At 71.3% G+C, this 22774-nt stretch carries 18 protein-coding genes; 6 read left to right on the top strand and 12 right to left on the bottom strand.

What is annotated here, in order from left to right; genetic code table 11:
• Positions 1–129: 129 nt before the first annotated feature.
• The 9 genes from A6A29_RS00190 to A6A29_RS00145 all read right to left on the bottom strand — a co-directional run bounded on the left by A6A29_RS00190 (position 130) and on the right by A6A29_RS00145 (position 11492).
• Entirely contained in the window at positions 130–3966 is a 3837-nt protein-coding gene (locus A6A29_RS00190; protein ID WP_073717855.1) for a multifunctional oxoglutarate decarboxylase/oxoglutarate dehydrogenase thiamine pyrophosphate-binding subunit/dihydrolipoyllysine-residue succinyltransferase subunit, read from the bottom strand.
• Positions 3967–4224: 258 nt separating this feature from the next.
• Positions 4225–5301: a HAMP domain-containing sensor histidine kinase gene (locus A6A29_RS00180; RefSeq protein ID WP_073717854.1), complete on the bottom strand. Its 1077-nt coding sequence runs from the start codon at positions 5299–5301 to the stop codon at positions 4225–4227.
• On the bottom strand, positions 5298–6035 hold the full coding sequence (locus tag A6A29_RS00175) for a response regulator transcription factor (RefSeq protein ID WP_073717853.1): 738 nt from the start codon (positions 6033–6035) through the stop codon (positions 5298–5300). The genes A6A29_RS00180 and A6A29_RS00175 overlap by 4 nt, the downstream gene beginning before the upstream one ends.
• A gap of 234 nt (positions 6036–6269) precedes the next feature.
• Entirely contained in the window at positions 6270–6947 is a 678-nt protein-coding gene (locus tag A6A29_RS00170; protein WP_073717852.1) for a spermidine synthase, read from the bottom strand.
• A gap of 142 nt (positions 6948–7089) precedes the next feature.
• A complete protein-coding gene (locus A6A29_RS00165) occupies positions 7090–7677 on the bottom strand; it encodes a hypothetical protein (RefSeq protein WP_073718905.1) in 588 nt (195 codons plus the stop codon).
• A gap of 104 nt (positions 7678–7781) precedes the next feature.
• Complete coding sequence (locus tag A6A29_RS00160) at positions 7782–9113, bottom strand: hypothetical protein (RefSeq protein WP_241838272.1); 1332 nt, start codon at positions 9111–9113, stop codon at positions 7782–7784.
• Positions 9110–9880: an ABC transporter ATP-binding protein gene (locus tag A6A29_RS00155; RefSeq protein WP_073717851.1), complete on the bottom strand. Its 771-nt coding sequence runs from the start codon at positions 9878–9880 to the stop codon at positions 9110–9112. The genes A6A29_RS00160 and A6A29_RS00155 overlap by 4 nt, the downstream gene beginning before the upstream one ends.
• On the bottom strand, positions 9877–10854 hold the full coding sequence (locus A6A29_RS00150) for a hypothetical protein (RefSeq protein ID WP_073717850.1): 978 nt from the start codon (positions 10852–10854) through the stop codon (positions 9877–9879). The genes A6A29_RS00155 and A6A29_RS00150 overlap by 4 nt, the downstream gene beginning before the upstream one ends.
• Positions 10851–11492, bottom strand: coding sequence for an RNA polymerase sigma factor (locus A6A29_RS00145; protein ID WP_079182514.1), 642 nt, complete (start codon positions 11490–11492; stop codon positions 10851–10853). The genes A6A29_RS00150 and A6A29_RS00145 overlap by 4 nt, the downstream gene beginning before the upstream one ends.
• Before the next feature lie 239 nt (positions 11493–11731).
• Between A6A29_RS00145 and lon the strand changes: the two genes are divergently transcribed.
• Positions 11732–14152, top strand: coding sequence for an endopeptidase La (gene lon, locus A6A29_RS00140; protein WP_073717849.1), 2421 nt, complete (start codon positions 11732–11734; stop codon positions 14150–14152).
• Positions 14153–14320: 168 nt separating this feature from the next.
• On the opposite strand, the gene A6A29_RS00135 is transcribed toward lon, so the two are convergent.
• Together A6A29_RS00135 and A6A29_RS00130 are read right to left on the bottom strand one after the other, a co-directional pair.
• On the bottom strand, positions 14321–15001 hold the full coding sequence (locus A6A29_RS00135) for a polysaccharide deacetylase family protein (RefSeq protein WP_385727163.1): 681 nt from the start codon (positions 14999–15001) through the stop codon (positions 14321–14323).
• A gap of 246 nt (positions 15002–15247) precedes the next feature.
• Positions 15248–16072 carry a lysozyme gene (locus A6A29_RS00130; protein WP_073717847.1) on the bottom strand — a complete coding sequence of 275 codons (825 nt, stop codon included), beginning with the start codon at positions 16070–16072 and terminating at the stop codon, positions 15248–15250.
• 247 nt (positions 16073–16319) lie between these two features.
• Between A6A29_RS00130 and A6A29_RS00125 the strand changes: the two genes are divergently transcribed.
• Positions 16320–16817 (top strand): MarR family winged helix-turn-helix transcriptional regulator, encoded by a 498-nt coding sequence (locus A6A29_RS00125; protein ID WP_107468112.1) that lies wholly within the window; start codon positions 16320–16322, stop codon positions 16815–16817.
• Between the two features lie 126 nt (positions 16818–16943).
• Here the strand turns inward: A6A29_RS00125 and A6A29_RS00120 are convergent, their stop codons facing one another.
• The gene (locus tag A6A29_RS00120; protein WP_073717846.1) at positions 16944–17729 is read right to left on the bottom strand and encodes a hypothetical protein; all 786 of its coding nucleotides are present in this window, start codon (positions 17727–17729) and stop codon (positions 16944–16946) included.
• 364 nt (positions 17730–18093) lie between these two features.
• On the opposite strand from A6A29_RS00120, the gene A6A29_RS00115 reads away from it, so the two are divergent.
• Genes A6A29_RS00115 through A6A29_RS00100 form a run of 4 tightly spaced genes read left to right on the top strand, consistent with a single transcriptional unit; the run spans position 18094 to position 22739 of the window.
• A complete protein-coding gene (locus A6A29_RS00115) occupies positions 18094–21222 on the top strand; it encodes a sensor histidine kinase (protein WP_073717845.1) in 3129 nt (1042 codons plus the stop codon).
• The gene (locus A6A29_RS00110) at positions 21219–21698 is read left to right on the top strand and encodes a roadblock/LC7 domain-containing protein (protein WP_073717844.1); all 480 of its coding nucleotides are present in this window, start codon (positions 21219–21221) and stop codon (positions 21696–21698) included. The genes A6A29_RS00115 and A6A29_RS00110 overlap by 4 nt, the downstream gene beginning before the upstream one ends.
• Entirely contained in the window at positions 21695–22108 is a 414-nt protein-coding gene (locus A6A29_RS00105; protein ID WP_073717843.1) for a DUF742 domain-containing protein, read from the top strand. The genes A6A29_RS00110 and A6A29_RS00105 overlap by 4 nt, the downstream gene beginning before the upstream one ends.
• Positions 22089–22739 carry a GTP-binding protein gene (locus tag A6A29_RS00100; RefSeq protein ID WP_073717842.1) on the top strand — a complete coding sequence of 217 codons (651 nt, stop codon included), beginning with the start codon at positions 22089–22091 and terminating at the stop codon, positions 22737–22739. Before A6A29_RS00105 ends, A6A29_RS00100 begins: the two co-directional genes overlap by 20 nt.
• The last annotated feature ends 35 nt before the right edge of the window (positions 22740–22774 follow it).

Raw genomic sequence — 22774 nt, 5'->3', positions numbered from 1 at the left:
GGCCCGTACCTCGCCCGTGCGGCGCCCGTGCGGTGTCCGCACACCGCACCCACCACCTGATACGGGCCCCGGCCCCCACCGATACGTACATCGGTGGGGGCCGGGGCCCGTGACGGGTGGTGCCGCTGATCAGGCCTCGAAGACCTCGGCGACCAGCTGCGCCTGCTCGGCCTGGTGGCGCTTGGCCGAGCCGACCGCCGGGGACGAGCCGTGCGACCGCGAGATGCGGCGCAGGCGCTCACCGTGCGGGATGTCGGCGCCGACGGCCAGGTCCAGGTGGTCGATCAGGTTGAGCGCGATGAACGGCCAGGCACCCTGGTTCGCCGGCTCCTCCTGGGCCCAGAGGTACTTCTCGGCGTTCGGGTACTTGGCGATCTCGGCCTGCAGCTCCGCACCCGGCAGCGGGTACAGGCGCTCCAGCCGGATGATCGCCGTCTCCGTGTCGCCGCGCTTCTGCCGCTCGGCGTCCAGGTCGTAGTACAGCTTGCCCGCGCAGAAGACGACCTTGCGGACGTCCTCGGCCTTGACCGACGCGTCGCCGATCACCGGGCGGAAGCCGCCGGTGGTGAACTCCTCCACCTTCGACGCGGCCGCCTTGAGGCGGAGCATCGACTTCGGGGTGAAGACGATCAGCGGCTTGTGGTGCGGGTTGTGCACCTGCCACCGCAGGAGGTGGAAGTAGTTCGACGGCAGGGTCGGCATCGCGACCGTCATGTTGTCCTGCGCGCACATCTGGAGGAAGCGCTCCGGGCGGGCGGACGAGTGGTCCGGGCCCTGGCCCTCGTAGCCGTGCGGCAGCAGCAGCGTGACGCCGGAGGTCTGGCCCCACTTCTGCTCGGCCGAGGAGATGAACTCGTCCACGACGGTCTGCGCGCCGTTGACGAAGTCACCGAACTGGGCCTCCCAGATGACCAGCGATTCCGGGCGGGCCAGCGAGTAGCCGTACTCGAAGCCCATCGCCGCGTACTCGCTGAGCAGCGAGTCGTAGACGTTGTACCGGGCCTGCTCGTCGGAGAGGTAGAGCAGCGGGGTGTAGTCCTCGCCGGTCTCCTGGTCGACCAGGACCGCGTGCCGCTGGCCGAACGTGCCGCGGCGGGTGTCCTGGCCGGCGAGCCGGACCGGGGTGCCCTCCATCAGCAGCGAACCGATGGCCAGCGTCTCGCCCATGCCCCAGTCGATCGTGCCGTCCTCCACCGAGGCCGCGCGACGCAGCATCTGCGGCATCAGACGGGGGTGGACGGTGATGTTGTCGGGGATGTTGACCTGCGACTCGGCGATCCGCTTCACGACCTCCTGGGAGACCCCGGTGCTGATCGCCACCGGGAACTCGGCCTGGACGTCCGGGATGTGGGTCTGGGCCGGGTGCGAGGTGGCCTCGCGGACCTCGGCGAAGACCTTCTCCAGCTGCCCCTGGAAGTCCTGGAGCGCTTGCTCCGCCTCTTCCAGCGTGATGTCGCCGCGACCGATGAGGGACTCGGTGTAGAGCTTGCGCACCGAGCGCTTCTTGTCGACCAGGGCGTACATCTGCGGGTTGGTGAACTGCGGGTTGTCGGTCTCGTTGTGACCGCGGCGGCGGTAGCAGATGAGGTCGATCACGACGTCCTTGTTGAACGCCTGCCGGTACTCGAAGGCGAGCCGTGCGACCCGGACGACGGCCTCGGGGTCGTCACCGTTGACGTGGATGATCGGCGCCTCGATCATGCGCGCCACATCGGTGGCGTACATCGAGGAGCGCGAGGACTCCGGGGCGGCGGTGAAGCCGACCTGGTTGTTGATCACCACGTGCACGGTGCCGCCGGTGCGGTAGCCGCGCAGCTGCGACATGTTGAGCGTCTCGGCGACGACGCCCTGGCCCGCGAAGGCCGCGTCGCCGTGGAGCGCGACGGGCAGGACGGTGAAGTCCGTGCCGCCCTTGTTGATGATGTCCTGCTTGGCGCGGGCGATGCCCTCCAGGACCGGGTCGACCGCCTCCAGGTGCGAGGGGTTGGCGGCCAGCGAGACCTTGATCTGCTCGCCGTCCAGACCGGTGAAGGTGCCCTCGGCGCCCAGGTGGTACTTCACGTCGCCGGAGCCGTGCATCGACTTCGGGTCGAGGTTGCCCTCGAACTCCCGGAAGATCTGCGCGTACGACTTGCCGACGATGTTGGCCAGCACGTTCAGACGGCCGCGGTGGGCCATCCCGATGACGACCTCGTCGAGGCGGGCCTCGGCGGCGGAGTCGATGACCGCGTCGAGCAGCGGGATGACGGACTCGCCGCCCTCCAGCGAGAACCGCTTCTGGCCGACGTACTTGGTCTGCAGGAACGTCTCGAACGCCTCGGCGGCGTTGAGGCGGCGCAGGATCCGCAGCTGCTCCTCGCGCTCGGGCTTGGGACGCGGACGCTCCACCCGGTCCTGGAGCCACTTGCGCTCCCGCGGCTCCTGGATGTGCATGAACTCGATGCCCGTGGTGCGGCAGTACGACTCACGCAGCACACCGAGGATGTCGCGGAGCTTCATCATCGTCTTGCCGGCGAAACCGCCGACCGCGAAGTCCCGCTCCAGGTCCCACAGGGTGAGGCCGTGCTCGGTGATGTCCAGGTCGGGGTGCTTGCGCTGGTGGTACTCCAGCGGGTCGGTGTCGGCCATGACATGGCCGCGGACCCGGTAGGAGTGGATCAGCTCGAAGACCCGCGCGGCCTTGGTGACGTCGTCGTCGTGCGAGGCGTCGATGTCCTTGAGCCAGCGGACCGGCTCGTAGGGGATGCGCAGCGCCTTGAAGATCTCGTCGTAGAACTCGTTCTCGCCGAGCAGGAGCTGGGCGAGGACCCGCAGGAACTCGCCGGAGGCGGCACCCTGGATGACCCGGTGGTCGTAGGTCGAGGTCAGCGTCATGACCTTCGAGATGCCCAGCTTGTTCAGGGTGTCCTGGGACGTCCCCTGGAACTCCGCCGGGTAGTCCATCGCGCCGACACCCATGATGAGGCCCTGACCGGGCATCAGGCGGGGCACCGAGTGAACGGTGCCGATGCCGCCGGGGTTCGTCAGCGAGGCGGTGACCCCGGTGAAGTCGTCCATGCCGAGCTTGCCGATACGGGCCCGGCGGACGATGTCCTCGTACGCCTGCCAGAACTCGAAGAAGTTGAGCGTCTCGGCCTTCTTGATGGCCGCGACGACGAGCTGGCGGTCACCGTTCGGCTTCACCAGGTCGATGGCCAGGCCGAGGTTGATGTGCTCCGGCTTGACCAGGGTCGGCTTGCCGTCCTTCACCGTGAAGGAGTTGTTCATCGACGGCATGGCCTTGAGGGCCTGCACCATCGCGTACCCGATGAGGTGCGTGAAGGAGATCTTCCCGCCGCGGGCGCGCTTGAGGTGGTTGTTGATGACGATGCGGTTGTCGAAGAGCAGCTTCACCGGAACGGCGCGGACGGACGTGGCCGTCGGCAGCTCCAGCGAGGCGTTCATGTTCTTCGCGACGGCGGCCGACGGGCCGCGCAGCGTCACATACTCCGGGCCCTCGGGAGCCTCGGCCGACCCGGCGGCCTTGGCGGGCGCCGGAGCGGCCTTCGCGGGGGCCGCCTTCGCCGGAGCTGCCGGAGCAGCGGCGGCGGGAGCGGCCTTCGCGGGTGCCGGAGCGGCGCCCGCGGGCTGGGCCGGAGCCGCGGGCTGGGCCGGAGCGGCCGGTGCGGCGGCCGGAGCCGGTGCCGCGGGCTGCGCCGGAGGGGTGGCGACCGGGGCCGGAATCACCGCAGCCCCCGCCGCGGCCGCGGCGCCGGGAACGGGCTTGTCCGCCGTGCCGGAGGTACCCGGCTTGTAGTCGGCGAAGAAGTCCCACCAGGCGCGGTCGACCGCATTGGGATCCTGGAGGTACTGCTGATAGATCTCGTCGACGAGCCACTCATTGGGGCCGAAGGCCGCGGCCGGGTTCCCACCCGGGCTGGCTTGGTCGGTCGAGATGCTTGAGTTACTGGGGGACTGAGACGACACGGCGGCAACCGCCCTCTTCCGCTTCACAAGGTGATGGACAGCGGAAATCAAGGCTACGCCTCCTTTACCGTTCCTTGCAGACCGGACCGGTCTTCGTCGTGCAAGTCACATCAGAAGGCGGGTTTCGGCGCAGGAAATGGCGGGAAACAACCGGGGTTCCGCTGCACTTCGGGTACGCAGAGCCGTGGGTACGGCCCTGCGACCGTATCCCCTTTACGGAGGACACGGAGAACGTGCCCTTCCGGTTCGAACCCTATGTCAACCGCGAGGCTGGGACATTCCCGGAAGAGTGACCTGGATGCGGCAGCCGCGCGCTGATTCGGCCACCCCGATCCGGCCCCCGTGCAGATCCACCGCCCAGCGGGCGATGGCCAGCCCGAGACCCGTCCCGCCGTCGCTGCCCGGCCCGTGCGGGGACGGTGCCTGCCCCCGGTTGAACCGCTCGAACACCCGGTGCCGCTCGGCCTCCGGGATGCCCGGACCCTCGTCGATGACCTCCAGCTCCAGCGACTCGGGGTACGCCCCGCGCCGCGCCAGCACCGTGACCCGGCCGTGCGGCGGGCTGTGCTTGACCGCGTTGTCGATGAGGTTGGCGACCACCTGGTGCAGCCGCTCCGCGTCCGCGTGCGCCGTCAGCTCGGGCGGTGACACATCGAGGTGCAGATGGACGTCGTTGCGCGAGTGATTGCCGGAGCCCGAGGACAGCCTGCGGTGCGAGGCGGCCAGATTGGCCTCCTTCAGCACCCCCGACAGATACGGCCACACCTCGAAGCGGCGGGCCCTGAGCGTCACCACCCCGTTGTCCAGGCGGGACAGATCGAGCAGGGTCTCCACCAGCCTGCCGAGGCGTTCCGTCTGCTTCAGAGCCGTGCGCATCGTCTCGGGGTCGGCGGGAGACACCCCGTCCACGACGTTCTCCAGCACGGCTCTCAGCGCCGCGATGGGAGTGCGCAGCTCATGCGAGACGTTGGCGACCAGCTCCTTGCGGTGCCGGTACTCCGCCTCCAGGTCGTCCGCCATGCGGTTGATCGTCTGCGCCAGGTCGCCCAGCTCGTCCCGCCGCCCGGCACCGCTCACCCGGCCCGTGTAGTCGCCGTGCGAGATCGACCGGGCCACGGCCCTCATCTCGTCCAGCGGCGCGGTCAGACCGTGCGCCACGAACTGGGTGATCAGCAGCGTCGCGATCACCGAGAACACCGTGATGAACCGGAACTCGGTCCTGGTCCGCAGGGCGACGATCAGGAGCCCCGTGGTGATGAACACCGAGACGACGACGAGCGTGCCGAGCTTGGCCTTGATCGAGAAGGGCCGCAGTCCCGCCCCTGGCCGGGTCATGGTGCCGGGGTCTCCAGGGCGTAGCCGACACCGTGCACGGTACGGATCCGCTCGGCGCCGATCTTCCGGCGCAGCGCCTTGATGTGGCTGTCGACGGTACGGGTGCCCGAGGCGTCCGCCCAGTCCCAGACCTCGGCCAGCAGCTGCTCCCGGGAGAGCACCGCGCGCGGGGTGTTGGCCAGGCAGACCAGCAGATCGAATTCGGTCGGCGTGAGGTGGACGTCCTCGGTGCGCACCCGGACCCGGCGCTGGGCGTGGTCGATCTCCAGCTCGCCCAGGCGCAGGATGCCGCTGCGCGGCGTCACCGCGGCCAGGGCCGCCCGCTCCACCCGGCGCAGCAGGACATGTACCCGGGCCGCCAGCTCACGCATGGAGAACGGCTTGGTCATGTAGTCGTCGGCGCCGACCCCGAGCCCGACCAGCATGTCGGTCTCGTCGTCGCGTGCCGTCAGCATCAGCACCGGCACGGGACGCTGGGCCTGCACACGGCGGCAGACCTCCAGCCCGTCGAAGCCGGGAAGCATGATGTCGAGCACCATCAGATCGGGCTGCCATGCCTCGGCCGCGTCCACGGCCGCGGGCCCGTCCAGTGCGGTCTGCACCAGAAAGCCCTCCGCCCGCAGCCGGGCGGAAATGGCGTCGACGATCGTCGCATCGTCCTCGACCACCAGCACCCGGCGCTGAGCCCCTGGGGTGGCCGCGACGCCGTTGTGGGTGGTGTGTGTCTGTTCCATCGCCCCGCCCCTGCCCGTTCTCGCGGGAGCCATTCCCCCGCAAGGCACGGTCTTCGCTCGTGGATTTCGTGGGTGATCCCTTGTACCGGTCAGCAGCGTAAAGGCAGCGGACGGCTCCCGGCTACGCAGGGTGTTGTCACGTGTGGACGAGTTCGGCCCGTCGGAGAGGCGGATCGTCGGCCTTGTGCCGGTTGCCCCGCGCCACGACGGGGCCACGCACACCGGGCGGGGGGTTCAGATCGTCCGAAGTGCGAGATGGACCACGTCGGGCACACCTCGGGCAACGGCTACCTCTTCCGTCCTTACCCCACTGAACCCGGCATTCCGCAAAGCTTGTTCGAAGGCGGGGGACGGCTGCGCGGACCAGACGGCGAGCACTCCGCCCGGCGTCAGACGTGCCAGGCAGTCCGCCAGACCGGCGGGGGAGTAGAGGTTTCCGTTGTCGTCCGTGACGGTCCAGTCGGGTCCGTTGTCGATGTCCAGGCAGAGAGCGTCGTAACGCTCCGTGGTCGTCCGCAGGTGCGCGACGAGGTCCGTGTGCAGGATCTCGGTCCGTGCGTCGGCCAGCGCCGCGGCGGAGATCCGGTCCAGCGGCCCCTGCCGGTGCCAGTCGACGATCGCCTGCTCCCGCTCGACGACGACGATCCGCCCCCAGCGCTCCTCGGCGGCGGCCCGCGCCAGCGAGAATCCGACCCCGAGTCCGCCGATGAGGACGGCGGGACCGGGCCGCCCGTCCGGGAGGGCCGCGAGCGCCGCGTCGATCAGCAGACGCTCGGACCGCCCGTCCGAGGTGTCCATCAGGAAACAGCCGTTGGCGATGATCTCGAAGTCCGCCCCGCGCTCGCGCAGGACGACCTCGCCGTACGGTCCTTCGCGTCGGTCGAGCGTGACGGGGCCGGTGCTGGCGGACATGTGGTTGCTCTCCGGTATCCGGTGGTGGCGGTCGGTGTGCGGCCATCCTGGCGCGCGGGACGCGGCGAGGGCCAACTCTTTGACGTACCGGAAGGGCCAACTCTTCGACGTACCGGAGCGGCTGGGCGGCCGGTCCGGTACGTCAGGGCCGCTCCGGGCGTGGGCCGCGCAGGATGAAGAGGGCGACCCCGGCCACGTACGCGGACAGCGCCATCGCCCACGCGGCGGCCTGCCCTCCCGGCTGCATCGGCCAGGCCCAGAAGGCCGCGGCCCCGCCCGGGGCGCGGGGTGCCGCCAGATAGACCGCGCTGCCGTAGAGCGTCATCGGCAGCCAGCTCGTACCGGCCCCGGACAGGGCTGCCGCGGCCACCGTCACCCCGGTCGCGCCCAGCACGTTGCGCACCGTCGCGGCGGCGCCGAACTGCTCCGGAACGGCCAGGGCGAGCGCCCCGGCGGCCAGCACGGTCAGGGCCAGCAGATGCCCCAGCCGGCGCGGCCACCACCGGCGTGCGGCCGTACGGTCCAGCTCGTCGCTGTGCGAGAACAGGCTGGTACCGATGGCGGCCGAGGCGAACAACGGGGCGAACACCGTCACCGCGACGCGGGCAGCGGAGTCGAAGCCGGGCCCGTGACCCAGCCCGTGGGAGGCCCACGCGGCGAGGAGGGCGAGCCCGGCCACCGCCACGGCGGTGGCCGGGAAAGCGCGGGAGCGGAGGTAGAGGGTGGGCAGGCGCGGAAGGCGCGCGGGCAGGCCGGCCGGAGAGGTCGCGGGCGGGGTGGCGCGAGGCGCGAGCGAAGGCGCCCGGCGGCGTGCGGAACGGGGCTCGGGGGCGGTCACAGCGCCGGAACCTCCTGCGGATCGCAGCTGCCGCGCGAGGCCAGGAAGCGCCCGAGCCAGACCTTGCGTTCGCCGTCCGGCATGGCGGTGAGCCGCGCCGGATGCGGGGGATCGGGGAAGGCCTCGTCCCGGTCCGCCAGGTAGCCGGCCACGGCGTCATCGGTCTCCCACATCCGCGCGGCGCCCGCCGGGTCGTTCTGCTCCAGGGAAGCCGGGCAGTCGCGGGCGGTCAGCTGCCACACGGTCTGGGCGGCGTAGTCCACGGGGTCGGGAAACTCGTCGCGTACGACGCTCCAGCCCCGGGTCAGGGACGGCAGGGCCGATTCGTCCGCGCCGGGGCGCACGGCGGGGTCCACGTAACGCACCGGCGCTCCCGGAACGCCGTCCAGCCGGGACAGCATCCCGGACAGCGCCTCGGACGCCCGGGGCAGCAGCGGGCCGTCCAGCCCGCCCACGCAGATCTGCGGGACGGTGTCGCCGCAGATCAGCCGGGCCGCCACCGGATCGTCCCGGAACAGCCCCTCGCCGGTGCCCACGATCAGCGGCGCCACCGAGGCCGCCACGGCGAGCGGCACCAGAGCGAGGTACCGGCGCCGGGCCGCGTATCCGAGCACCGGCGCGAGCGCGAGGCCGCCCACCCAGATCACCATGACGGGTGCGAACCACCAGACGGGCACGGTCCCGTGCAGCTCGAACTGCTGGGCGGGATTCAGGAACCGGGCATCGGACGACAGAGAGGACGGGGCGCCCAGGCCGACGTACCCGACCGCCGCGAGCACCGGGGCGGTCAGCCGCCAACGGCACACCCGCCCCACCACGAAGCCCACGAAGGTCAGGGACACCAGCGCGCAGAGGTCGATGACGGCGACCGCGGCCGACGGGCCGCCCGCCCCGGTGTACGGCCAGGTCGCCACGGACACCCCGGCCAGCGCGACGAGATAGCCGACGGCCGCCCACAGCGCGACGGGCAGGGCCGCCATCACCAGCCGGGCCGGCCGGCCTCGGGGCACCGACAGCCACAGCCCGGCGGTCCGGCGCCGGTGCTCCCGGCCGCCCTGCCAGCAGCCCGCGGCCGCGGCGAGCGGCCCCGCGATCAGGGTGGCGGCCGAGTGCAGCAGCCCCTGGGTCTCACCCCAGCTCCCCTGCCACTCGTCCGCCTTGGTCACCATCGGGACCAGGACGGCCAGGGCGACGGCGGGTCCCGTCCACGGGACGGAGCCGCGCCGCAGCTCGGCGCGGAGCACGGACCGGGCGGCGTGCGGAGACGGCCGCGGCGCGGGTGAAGGAGCCGCACCGGTGGGCTCCGGCGGGCTCATGGTGTCCGTCATCGGGCCGCCACCTCCGTACGGTGTGCGCGCAGGGCGGTGGTGTAGCCACGCTCGATGGGGTTGCCGCCGAGCCCGTCCGGCTCGCCGCCCAGCTCGATGAGCTCTGCGGTCGTGCCCCGGTAGGCGATCCGGCCGGTCTCGATCAGCGTCACATCGGTGCAGGCCGCGGCGACGTCCTCGACCAGATGCGTGGACACGATCACGGTGGACGTCTCTCCCAGCTCCCGCAGCAGCGCCCGGAACTCGACGCGCTGTTCCGGGTCCAGCCCGGCGGTCGGCTCGTCGAGCAGCAGCAGCGCCGGTTCGTTGACGATGGCCTGGGCGATACCGACGCGCCGGATCATGCCCCCGGACAGCGTCTTCACCTTCGTGTCGATCCGGTCCGCCAGACCCACGCGTTCCACGGCGCGTTCCACGGCCGACGCCACCCGCGCCCCGTCCATCTCCTTGAGCCAGGCCACATAGGCGATGAACTCGCGGACCGTGAAGCCGGGGTAGTGGCCGAACTCCTGCGGCAGATATCCGAGCCTGCGCCGCACCGCCGACCGGCCGCGGTGGTCCGACGCGGCGCCGACCTCGTTGCCGAGCAGCTCCACCCGGCCTTCGGCGGGGGCCGCCACGGTCGCCAGGATCCGGATCAGCGAGGTCTTGCCCGCGCCGTTCGGACCGAGCAGGCCGTGTACGCCCGGCGCGAAGTCCAGGTCGACGGCGTCCAGCACGGCTTTCCTGCGGTGCCGGACGGTCAGTCTGGTGACCTTTACGCTCACAACGTCTCCAGATGGTCGAAGGATCTACGGCGTACGGCGATCAGCGCCGCGCATACGAGGGCACCGGCCGCCCAGCAGACCTGGATGCCCGGCCCCGCGAAGTACGGGGCGGCCCCGGCCACCAGCGCGGCGGCCCCCGGCGCCGCGCCGATGGTGGGCAGGACGACCGCTGCGGCCCATCCCGCCGCGACGACCGAGGCGCCCGCGCGGCAGCCGATGTACGAGCCGAGGGCGAGCGCCGCGAGGGTCATCGCCAGCCCCGGCAGCAGCCACGCCGCGGCACCGGGGCCGCCCGCCGAGGCGGGCAGCAGCGCACCGGCGCAGGTCAGCGCCGGAATGCTCACCCCGAGCACGGCGGCGGACCTGGTCAGCAGCAGCCCCACCCCGCCGGACGGGGTCGAGGCGGCGATCTCGTGCAGGGGGTCGGCATACCGTCCGTACGAGACGACGACCCCGGCGAGCGGGAGCACCGGCGCGGTCACGAGCAGCAGCGGACGCGCCGAGGCTCCGAGCCCCGCCCCGTACGCCAGGGCCACCGCCCCCACGGCCACCAGCACGAGCGCCAGCAACCAGGGCCCGCGCAGGGCGGGCCCCGCCGCCCAGAGGACCCGGGCGATGGCGGGAACCCGGGCGACCGTGGGGATCGGGGCGATGGCGGGGATCGGGGCGATCGGAGGGATCGGCGGCGCGGTGACCGCCTCACCGGTCCCACGCGTCTCGTGGGCCCCACCGGGCTCGGCGAGTGCCGCGGTCAGCACCGCCGCCCGGACGTCGGCCAGTACCGCCGCCGTCGCTCCCCGGGCCCGGACCGCCGACGACACACGGGCCGCGCAGGTCCCGCAGATCTCGATGTGTTCCTCCAGCGACCGGGCAGCCGTCCCGGACGCCGTGCCGTCCGCGTACCGTGCCGCCGACTCCTGACCCACGTGCCGGCCCGCGTTCGTGGCAGCTCCCGATGTCCTGCCGTGCCTCATGCCGTGCCTCCCAGTGGGGCGTCGTTCGGCGCCGGCCGGGCCAGGGCGGCGCGCAGTTCGCGTCTGGCCCGCAGCGCGCGGGTCTTGACCGTGCCTTCCGGGATGCCGAGCAGCCGCGCGGCCTCCCGGGTCGTCAGGCCGTCGACGACCGTCGCGCGCAGCACCTCACCCAGCTCGGGCGGGATCCGGTCGAGCGCGTCGCCCACGTCCCCGTACTCCAGTCCGGCCAGCACCCGTTCCTCGGTGGAGGGCACGGTGGTGCTCCACCCCGTGTCGGCGGTCCGGTCCAGTCGGGCCGCGGCCCGCTGGGCGTCGACGAGCCGACGGGCGGCGATCACCCACAGCCAGCCGCCCGCCGGCCCGCCCCGGTGCGTTCCGGCGGACCGCCACACGGCCACGAAGGTGTCCTGAAGCACCTCCCGCACGGTCTCGGCGTCCGGGCACCGGCGGCTCAGCCGGGCGTGGAGCCAGCCGGAGTGCCGGTCGTACAGCGTGCCCAGGGCCACCGCGTCCCCCCGCGCGACCGCCCGCAGCAGTGCCGCGTCCTCGTCCCTCCCGTCCGCACGGTGCCCGTCGTCCTCGTCGATCCCGTCGTCCCGGTGTCCCGGGCCCTCCCCCGCAGGGCGCAACAGCCTCACACCCTCCCTATCGACGGCCGGACCGTATCCGGTTCATGGAAGGCGGGAGGCTCCTTCATGGAAGGCGGGAGGCTCCGCGGGTGTTGCACCCGGTACGGAGGCACGGGAGGTGCTGAGGCAGGGCGGCGCGCAGGCAGCGGAAGCGGCCGATCGCTCAGAGCGAACACCGGACGGGGAACAATCGGCCGCTCAGGTGCATTGAGTCCACATAGCTCAACTTGCCTGCCGAAGGGGAGATCATGACTACGGAGTCCAAGGCGTTCACAACGATCGACCTGCCCGTGCTGCCGCTCGACGACGAAGTCGTACTGCCCGGAATGGTGGTGCCGCTGGATCTGTCGGACGCGGAGGTGCGGGCCGCCGTCGAGGCCGCTCAGGCCGCCGCGCGTCCGGGCGACGGCAAGCCCGAGGTGCTGCTGGTGCCAAGGATCGACGGGACGTACACGGGGACCGGTGTCCTCGGCACCGTCGAGCAGGTCGGCCGTCTGTCGGACGGCGACCCGGGCGCGCTCATCCGGGCCCGTGACCGGGTGCGGATCGGGGCCGGGACGAGTGGTCCCGGTGGAGCGCTGTGGGTGGAGGGGACCCGGATCGACGTGGTCGTTCCCGACCCGCTGCCCGGCTCCGCGGCGGAGCTCGTCAAGGAGTACAAGGCGCTCGCCACCAGCTGGCTGAAGAAGCGGGGAGCCTGGCAGGTCGTGGACCGGGTCCAGCAGATCGAGGACATCTCCGCACTGGCGGACAATTCCGGCTACTCACCCTTCCTGACCACTACGCAGAAGGTCCAGCTGCTGGAGACCACGGACGCGGTCGCCCGGCTGAAGCTCGCCATCCAGTGGCTCGGTGAGCACCTCGCCGAGCAGGATGTCGCCGAGTCCATCGCCAAGGACGTCCAGGAGGGCGTCGACAAGCAGCAGCGCGAATTCCTGCTGCGGCGTCAGCTCGACGCCGTGCGCAAGGAGCTCTCCGAGCTCAACGGCGACCCGGAGGACGAGTCCGACGACTACCGGGCCCGCGTCGAGGCCGCCGACCTCCCCGCGCACGTCCGCGAGGCCGCGCTCAAGGAGGTCGACAAGCTGGAGCGCTCCTCCGACCAGAGCCCGGAGGGTTCCTGGATCCGGACCTGGCTGGACACCGTTCTCGAACTTCCCTGGACCGAGCGCACCGAGGACGCCTACGACATCCGCGGCGCGCGGGAGATCCTGGACGCCGAGCACGCGGGCCTGGCGGACGTGAAGGAACGGATCACCGAGTACCTCGCGGTGCGCAAGCGGCGTGCCGACCGGGGACTCGGAGTGGTCGGCGGGCGGCGCGGCGGTGCCGTGCTCGCGCTCGTGGGCCCTCCCGGCGTCGGCAAGACCTCGCTCGGTGAGTCCGTCGCACACTCCATGGGCCGCAAGTTCGTCCGCGTCGCGCTCGGCGGTGTCCGGGACGAGGCGGAGATCCGGGGCCACCGGCGTACGTACGTGGGCGCCCTCCCCGGACGCATCGTGCGGGCCATCAAGGAGGCCGGTTCGATGAACCCGGTCGTCCTGCTCGACGAGATCGACAAGGTCGGCTCGGACTTCCGGGGCGACCCGGCCGCCGCCCTCCTCGAAGTCCTGGACCCGGCCCAGAACCACACCTTCCGCGACCACTACCTGGAGGTCGAACTCGACCTCAGCGACGTGGTGTTCCTGGCCACGGCCAATGTGCTGGAGGCCATCCCGGAGGCGCTGCTCGACCGGATGGAGCTGGTCCGGCTCGACGGCTACACCGAGGACGAGAAGGTCGTCATCGCCCGTGACCACCTGCTCCCGCGCCAGCTGGAGCGGGCCGGTCTGGAGAAGGACGAGGTCGGCCTCGACGAGTCCGCGCTGCGCAGGCTGGCGGGCGAGTACACCCGCGAAGCGGGCGTACGGAACCTGGAACGCGCCGTCGCCCGGCTGCTCCGCAAGGTCGCGGCCCAGCACGAACTGGGCGACCGGGAGCTGCCGTTCACGGTGACCGAGAAGGATCTGCGCGGTCTGATCGGGCGGCCGCACCACGTTCCCGAGTCCGCCCAGGACCCGGCCGAGCGCCGTACCGCGGTGCCGGGCGTGGCCACCGGTCTCGCGGTGACCGGAGCCGGCGGTGACGTGCTGTTCGTGGAGGCGTCGCTGGCCGACCCGGAGACCGGGGCGTCCGGGCTGACCCTCACCGGCCAGCTGGGCGATGTCATGAAGGAATCGGCGCAGATCGCGCTGAGTTTCCTGCGGTCCCACGGAGCGGAACTGGAACTGCCGGTCGCGGACCTCAAGGACCGCGGCGCGCACATCCACTTCCCGGCGGGCGCGGTTCCCAAGGACGGGCCCAGTGCCGGTATCACCATGACGACGGCGCTGGCCTCGCTGCTCTCCGGGCGGCTGGTCCGTACGGATGTGGCGATGACCGGCGAGGTGTCGCTGACCGGACGGGTGCTGCCGATCGGCGGTCTGAAGCAGAAGCTCCTGGCGGCCCACCGCGCGGGCATCACCACCGTGGTGATCCCCAAGCGGAACGAGGCCGATCTGGACGACGTCCCCGCCGAGGTCCTCGACACGCTGGAGGTCCACCCGGTGACCGATGTCCGCCAGGTGCTGGAGATCGCCCTCGCCCCGGCCTCGGCCAGGGTCGAGGAGAGGATCCCGGCAGCCGCCTAGGTGCCACGGCGTGACGGGCGTGGCACCAGGTGCGCGGCCGGTACGGACGGCCCGCCCACCCGAGTCAACGGGGGGCGGGCCGTTCCGCGTGCGGACATCGGTGCCTGGCGTCGTCGCCCGTGCCGACACCCTCGGCGGTCAGCAGCGGTCAGCAGCGGTCAGGGCTTGCTAAGGGCGGTAGATGGTGCCCGGCTCCGGGGTGGCGGGGGCCATCAGCTCGGGGACCGTCACGAAGGTGTAGCCCTTCTTCTGGAGCGCGTCGATGATGCCCGGCACGGCCGGCACGGTGCCCTTGTAGATGTCGTGGAGCAGGATGATGCCGTCCTTGCCCGCCTGGTCGAGTATCCGCTTCTTGATCAGCGCGGAGTCGTTCGTCGAGTAGTCCTTGGCGGTGGCGCTCCAGAGGATCTGCGAGAGCCCCAGGTCCTTGCTGATGTCGGAGACCGTGTCGTCGGTGCGGCCCTGCGGCGGACGCATCAGCCGGGGCTTCTTCCCGGTGATCTTCGCGATGGCGTCCTGGGTCTTCTTCAGCTCGGCGCGTATCTCGTCGGGCTTCTTGTCCGTGAGGATCTCGTGCGACCAGGTGTGGTTGGCCACCTCGTGGCCCTCGTCCTCGATGCGCTGCACCGTGTCGGGGTGCTTGAGGACGTGGTCCCTGCCGAGCAGGAAGAAGGTGGCGTGCACCTTCTTCTCCTTGAGGATGTCCAGGAGATGCGGGGTGTCCTTCGCCGGACCGGCGTCGAAGGTGAGGGCTATGCACTTGGCCTTGCGGCAGTCCACCGGGCCGAACGAGCCCTTGGCATCGGATGCGGCGTCCTGACGTGCCGAGCCCGGAGCGGTCGTCTCCATCGAGCAGCCGCTCAGCGTGAGCGTGAGCGCGGTCACAAGGACGGCAGCCAACCCGGTGCCGAACGACTTCGTCTTCCTGGGCAAGGCGGGTCACTCCTCCATGAACGTAAGATCCGCACACCCGTGCGGTACGGCCAGGACTATACACAGCACGTATACATGGTGTTCATAGTGGGGTGCGCGCAGCGCGGAGCCCCGGTGACACCTGCTGTCACCGGGGCTCGGTCGTGCGGTTCCTCGGGCCGGTCAGCCGTTGGCCAGCGCCCGTACGCGGTCGAGGGCGCCGTTGAAGCGGTTGTGGTCGCCGACCGTCGGGCCGGACGAGGTGTACTGCCACATCGTGTAGAAGCCCCAGCCGGCCGGGAGCGCTCCGACGGTCGAGTCGTAGCGGGCCACCCAGAGCGGGTTGGTCGCCCCGAAACTGGCATTGTTGCCCGTGCACGTCTGCCACCAGCTGGTCGCGGTGTAGATCACCGGGTCCCGTCCGGTGCGTGCCCTGTAGGTGTTCACGAAGTCGCGTATCCAGGCGACCATGCCCGCCTGGGACAGGCCGTAGCACTGGGCTCCGTACGGGTTCCACTCGATGTCCAGCGCGCCCGGCAGTGTCTTGCCGTCCCTGGACCAGCCGCCGCCGTTGTCCACGAAGTAGTTCGCCTGGGCCGCTCCGCCGGTCGTGTTCGGGGTGGCGAAGTGGTACGAGCCCCGGATCATCCCGACGTTGTAGGAGCCGTTGTACTGCTGGGCGAAGTCCTCGTTCCTGTAGTACGTGCCTTCGGTGGCCTTCACGTAGGCCCAGCGCACGCCGCTGTTCCAGAGCGTCGCCCAGTCGACGGCGTTCTGGTGTCCGCTGACGTCCACGCCTTCGGTCTGCACGGCGCGCGGGTCGCGCGGCAGTCCGCCCTGGCCGTCGTGTTCGATGACGCCCTGGCCCATCCGGGCGGTACCGCGGGCGGGGGTGTCGCCGGCCGCGGCCGTGCCGGGCAGGGCGAGGAGGAGGGAGAAGGCTGCGAGCAGGGTTCCCGCGGCGGCGAAGCGCGAGCGGCGGGGCGAACCGGATCTGAGCACGGGCATGGTGCGTGCCTCCGAGGACTCGGTGGGGGGAGCATGGGGGAGCTGCTGACCCGGGGGCGGTTGGGGGGCCGCTCCCGCGAGGGCATCATGGTGTGTTCATGCCACTCGTGACAGACCTGACGCTACGCACGTAGACCCGTGCGGCGGAAGGGGGCCTGCGCGCTGCCGTTGGTCTACGCCTGCGAAATACTGACCGAGCTGCGGTGATGGCCGACGGCGAAAGAAACTTTCATCGGCGGGAAAGCGTATGAGGGGTGCTGACGTGCACGGGAGCCATAGCGGGCAGGGGCCCGGTGCCAGCGCGGGAAGTGGTGTGGACCACGAATTCCTCGCGCTGGAGCGTGAGTTGGCGGTCTTTCTGCGCCGGGCGCGGGCCAACTCGGGCGAGATGGCCCGCGAGGTGCACCCCGACCTGGAGTCGGCCGCCTACGGCCTTCTCGTACGCCTGGAGTCGGCGGGGCGTCAGCGCGCCACCGAACTCGCGGGCTACTTCGGCGTCGGCAAGGCGACGATGAGCCGTCAACTGCGCGCCCTGGAAGACCTCGGACTGGTGGCACGTGAACCCGATCCGGCGGACGGCCGCGCCTGGCTGGTCCATCTCACCGACGAGGGTCTGGCCCGCTTCCGCAGCGTCCGCGACGCCCGTCGCAGCCGCTATGTGAGCAAGCTCGCGGACTGGGACCGGGCCGAGGTGGCGGAACTGGCCCGGCTGCTGCAGCACTTCAACGCCCGCGCGGAGGACTGACATGTACGCCGGAGGCTGACGCGTACGCCGGAGGCGGGTGTGCGCGCCGGAGCGGAGAACCGGGCGCCGGGCGGCCGTCACCCCTGCCGCCGGGACGCCCCGGGGAAGGAAACCGCGGGACGGCCCTCAGAGCTCCACGAACACCGCCGTGGCATCGTCATGCGTCTTGCTGCGGCGCAGATACGCGCGGTCGGTGTCGGCGTTCTCCAGCTCCCGCACCCGGTCGATCAGCCCCTGGGGCCCCACCTTGCGCAGAAGCCCCAGAGCGGCCGCCCAGTCGCCCTCGCGGAACGTCTCCGTCCAGCGCCCCGCCCCGTCCGACAGCGCGGCCAGCGAGCGGACCTCCGTCGACGGGACCTCCCCGGTCACGGAACGTGACGCCACCGAGGGGTCGGCGGCGGCCGTGAAGAAGCCGCCCTCCTTGTTGCGAGCCCGTGCGTCGGCGATCGCGTCGGAGGCCAGGGAACCGGGCGGCAGCCGGTCGAGCCGGTCGTCGAGAACGGGCCGCACCGTCCCGTCCGCCGCCTCCAGAAGGAGGACCGAGTCGGAGAGCACCAGGTACTCGACCGTGTGTTCGCCCCAGCGTGCCAGGACGACGGTTGCCTGAGGCGTGCGTACGTGAGAAAGGTCACACGTCGGGCGATGGGCGTCGGCGGTGCGCCGGATGGACTCCGAAAGGATCTCGGTAAGCGTCAGATCTCGTCGCGAACCCGACAGTTCGGCCAGTGCGCCACCCAGCCGCGCGGTGAACCAGGGAACCGGGTGCACACATCCGACGTTGCCCTGAGGTGGTGTGACGCCATCCAGCAGGACCAGCGTTCCACCCTGCCCGGACGCGGGAAGAATGGTCGAGGTCCAGTCTTCGTTGGGGCGTTCGGGACTGCCGGGTGCGGAGGCGAGTTCGATGCGCATACAGCCAGTCTGCACGCACTCTTCACGGGGCCTGCACGAGAAGGTCGTTGGCTCGTACCGGCAGGTCAGTACGGTCCCTCAAGGCGGAAGGAACGGCTCCGCCCGGCGTGCGGGCGGGCATCCTGCCAAAGCCGGGGCGGAAGTTCCACCTCGGCGGCCATGTGTGGCCGAGAGGGCGCGCGGGCAGACTTGTTCGCCAACTCAGGAGTGATGTTCACTCGTTCGAGTGGCGGAGCGGTTGATGCGCGCCCCCCTCTCAAAAGCACTGGAATGGTCGGAAGCCGTACCAGGAGCGGGGCGCCTTTTTACGTGACCGAGCGTCACCTCCGCTTCAAGGGTGGACGAGTCAAGATTGCGAGCACCGGTGCAGAAGAAGCGGCCGCGGAGCAAGGGCAGCACGCGCGACGGTTCCGGGGCGATGCCTCCGGTGGCGGGCGCCGACAAGCGGACCGTGCGGGTACGCAGTCGGCTGGTCGCGGGAGTGGCAGTCGTCGGGATCACCGTCATCGCGGCGGGTGCGCCCGCCGCTCTTGACGCCTCCTCAGAACTGAACGAGTCCCAGAGCCTGGTCACCCTCGCCGAGCTGAACCAGCAGGCGATCACCCTCGCGCACTCCCTCGCCGACGAGCGCGACACGGTCACCGCGTACATCGCCGCCGGCCGGGACGCGGGCGGAAAGGGCGACGGCAAGAACGGCAGGAACGGCAGGAACGCCGACGCCAAGAGCCGCAGCACCCGGGTGGACCAGCAGATCGACGAGATCCGCGCCGCCGCACCCGCCACGCTGCGCCGCGACCTCTCCACCGTTCCCTCCCTGCGCCGTGACGCCCTCACCGGCAAGGGATCGGCCCTGGACGCCCACCAGGCGTACTCCGAGGTCATCTCCAAGCTCCACGACCTCGCCGACGAGCTCGCCGAGAAGACCCCGCCGCGCGCCGCCGAGGCCACCCGTGCCCCGCTGGCGCTGGGCGGTGCCGTCGAGCAGGCGTCCGCCACCCGCGGGCTTCTCCTCGCCGCCCTCGCCGTCCCCGGCAAGAAGGCCACGGAGACGCAGACCGACCCCCTCACCGGGCTGCCGCTGGAGACCCAGGACGAGGGCGACACCGAGGGCGACCGCGACCGGGACGAGCTGAGCGCCGCCGCCCAGCAGGCCCGGGTGCGCGAACTGGCCTCGCTCGCCGACTTCGACCAGGCGGCGAGCCCCGTCGCCCGGGACAAGCTGGCCACCGTCGTCACCGGGTCCGAGGTCAACAGCGCGGAGAAGTACCTCTCCAGGCTCACCGACCGGCCCGAGCTCTCCGCGTCGGACCGCGAGGCGGACGCCGAGAAGGTCGGGGCGGCGCTCTCCGCCCGGATCGACCGGATGCGCAGCGTCGAGTCCGCCCTCGGCACCGCCCAGGTCCAACGGCTGGAGGGGCTGCGCGACGACGACGTCACCGCGCTCGAACTGAGCATCGCGCTGCTCGGCGGCTGCTTCCTGATCGCCGTCGGCGTCTCCACCGCGGTCGCCCGCACACTGACCCAGCCGCTCGCCGTCCTCAGGATCGGCGCCGCCCGCCTCGCGAGCGAACCGGAGAGCGCGGAACCGGTCCGCTACACCGGCCGCAACGACGAGTTCGCCCAGGTCGTCCGGTCGATGAACACGCTGCACGGCAAGCTGCACGGGCTGCATAACGAGTTCACCGGACGCTTCGAGAACCTCCAGAGCGAGCGGGGCGAACTGATCGCGGGCCGCGAGGCCCTCACCCTCCAGCGGGCCGAACTCCAGGTCCACGCGGCGGACCTCGCCGCACAGCTGGAGCGGCTGAAGAACACGGTCCACCACACCTTCGTCAACCTCTCGCTGCGCACCCTCGGTCTGGTCGAGCGTCAGCTCGGCGTCATCGAGAGCCTGGAGGAGCGCGAGCAGGACCCGGATCGCCTGGGCACGCTCTTCAAGCTGGACCACATGGCGACCGTCATGCGCCGGCACAGCGAGAACATGCTGGTCCTCGCGGGCGCCGAGCACGGCCACAGCCACCCGAGCCCGATCCCGCTGGTCGACGTCCTGCGCGCGGCCGTCAGCGAGATCGAGCGGTACGAACGGGTCACCATCCAGTCCCTGCCGCCGCACGCCCAGATCGCGGGCTTCGCCGCGGACGACCTCAGTCACCTGGTCGCCGAACTCCTGGAGAACGCGACCGCCTTCTCGCCGCCGGATTCCCATGTCGAGCTCTCCGGCTGGCTGCTGGAGACCGGTGAGGTGATGCTCTCCGTGCAGGACGAGGGCATCGGCATGTCGTCGGTCCGGATGGGCGAACTCAATGCCAGGCTGGCCGACCCGACCTCGTTCGAGGCGGGGGAGCAGAATGCCGACGGCGCCGGGCTCGGGCTTCAGGTGACCTCGCTGCTGGCCGCGCGCCACGGCGTACGGGTCCAGCTGCGCGAGCAGAAGGGGAGTGGAGTGACGGCTGTCGTCGTCCTGCCCCAGTCCCTGCTGCCGAAGGCACTTCCGGCCGCCTCGCCGCCGCCGGTGCCGAAGTCCGGGGACACGCCGTCGCTGCACCTGCCGGGCTCGGTCGCCGAGGCCAACTCCAACGCACTGCCCAGCCGTTCACTCGCGGCCCCCGCCGAACCCGCCGAACCCGTCGCACCTGTCGCCCCCGCCGAATCCGTCGCACCTGTCGAATCCGTCGAACCGGTCGAACCCAGCGATTCCGTCGACCCGCTGATCGCCGCCGCCGAGCAGGCGATCCGGGACGCCGGGGTCCAGCCGGCCGCAGAAGCGCAGGCTCCGGCCCCCGCGCCCGAGCAGGCGCCGACCGGCCCCGAGCAGACGCCGTCCGAGCCGGAGCGGGCGCCGACCGCCGCGCAGGCGCCGGACGAGCCGGAGTACACGCCGACCGCGCCGGAGCACACGCCGTCCGAGTCCGCGCACACGCCGTCCGAGTCCGAGATCACCCTCCAGGTGCGGCTCCCGGTGGTGCCGGAGGAGACCTCGGACCCGTACGCGATCGGCCCCGACCGGCACGAACGTCCCGCCGACACCGGCCCCACGCAGCCCGTCCCGGCCGCCCGGGAGCCGTACGCCGCCCCGGTGGCACCGGAGCCGCCCGCCGCACCCGCACCCGCGCCCGCCCCGGCGGTGGACACCCTTCCCGGGCCCCGGCAGCCGTCGGCCGGGCGGATCACCGACAAGGGGCTGCCCAAGCGCACCCCCAAGGTCGTCCAGCCCGCCGCGACACCCGCCACCGAGCGCAAGGGCAGCCTCGACAAGGAAGCCCTGCGCCGTCGGCTCGGCGGCTTCCACCAGGGCGCGAAGGACGGCCGGCGCGATGTCGAGGTGGAGATCGCCGAGAGCACCGGCCAGGTGGCCGTCACCGACCAGGGCGCGCGCACCGCACACACCGCACACACCGAGCGCAGTTCACCGACCGAGCACACTGAGCTGACCGGCCGCACGGATGACCGGACCGATGAGACGGGGGACACAGTCGAGGAGGCACGCAGTTGACTGCGCCCAGCACATTCGGGCTGAGTACCGAAGCCCGGAACCTTCACTGGTTGCTGAGCAATCTGGTGGAGGAGGTGCCAGGGGTCCACTCGGTCACCGTCGTCTCGTCCGACGGACTCATGCTGCTCTCCTCCGATCCCGGCCATCTGACCGCCCGCACGGAAGGCCGCCAGGACGGGCCCAGGGGGTCCAGCGCCGATCTCGCCACCATCGTCTCCGGTATCGGCTCCCTCACCGTGGGAGCCGCGAAGCTGATGGACGGCGGAGGCGTCAAGCAGACGATGGTCGCCATGGACGAGGGCAGCGTCTTCGTCATGTCGATCAGCGACGGCTCCCTGCTCGGTGTGCACGCCACCCCCGACTGCGACATGAGCGTCATCGCGTACCACATGGCCCTCTTCGTCGGCCGTGCCGGACACGTCCTCACCCCCGAACTCCGCAGTGAGCTGCGCAAATCGATGGAGAGCACCCAGTGACGTCCGCTGCTGAACCCGCCCGCAGGCTCCCCGTCCGCGGGTCCGACAAGAAGCCCGCACGGGTCCGCCCGTACTCCCTCACCGGGGGCCGCACCCGCTTCGGCCACGTCCTGCTCGTCGAGACGTTCGTCGCCGCGCTGGAGGCACCCGAGGAGCGCCGCGAGCTCACCAACGGCAACCTCGCCTCGCGTGTGATGCCGGAGCTCCAGGCCATCGTGGAACTCTGCCGCCGGATGCGTACGGTCGCGGAGATCTCGGCCCTGCTGAAGATGCCCCTCGGCGTGGTCCGGGTGCTGCTCAGCGACTTGGCCGACCAAGGAAAGATCCGCGTGTACGGAACCGGCCACGGCGCCGGCCAGCCCGACCGCGCACTGCTCGAAAGGGTGCTCAATGGACTCCGTCGTCTCTGAGTCGCCGCTCTTCGCCCCGCGTCAGCCGGGGCCCAGGGACCAGGCCGACGAATCGATCCAGAGCTGGCAGCTCGACCACACCCGTGCCCCCATCGCCACCAAGATCGTGGTCGCGGGCGGATTCGGGGTGGGCAAGACGACCTTCGTCGGCTCGGTCTCCGAGATCACTCCGCTGAAGACCGAAGCGCTGATGACCCAGGCCAGCGAGGAGACCGACGATCTCTCCGCGACGCCCGAGAAGACCACCACGACCGTCGCGATGGACTTCGGCCGGCTCACGCTCGACGACGACCTTGTCCTGTACGTCTTCGGCACACCCGGCCAGCAGCGCTTCTGGTTCATGTGGGACGACCTGGTGCGCGGCGCGATCGGCGCGGTCGTGCTCGCCGACACCCGGCGGCTCGCCGACTGCTTCCCCGCTCTGGACTACTTCGAGAGCTGCGGACTGCCGTACATCGTGGCTGTCAACCACTTCGAGGGCACGCCCGGTTACGAGGCGGAGGACGTCAGGGAGGCCCTGACCGTACCCCCGCACGTACCTGTTGTGATCATGGACGCGCGCAACAGGATCACGGTCGTCGAGTCGCTGCTGGCCCTGGTCGGCCACGCTCTCGACGCCACCCCGGCGTAGAGCCACGGCGTCAGCCGGAAACACGTAACGGAGAA

Origin of the sequence: Streptomyces sp. TSRI0281, assembly GCF_001905125.1 — a bacterium.
Classification (GTDB): domain Bacteria; phylum Actinomycetota; class Actinomycetes; order Streptomycetales; family Streptomycetaceae; genus Streptomyces.
Note: the sequence above shows the minus strand (reverse complement) of the source record. Positions and strands in the feature narration are given on the sequence as shown.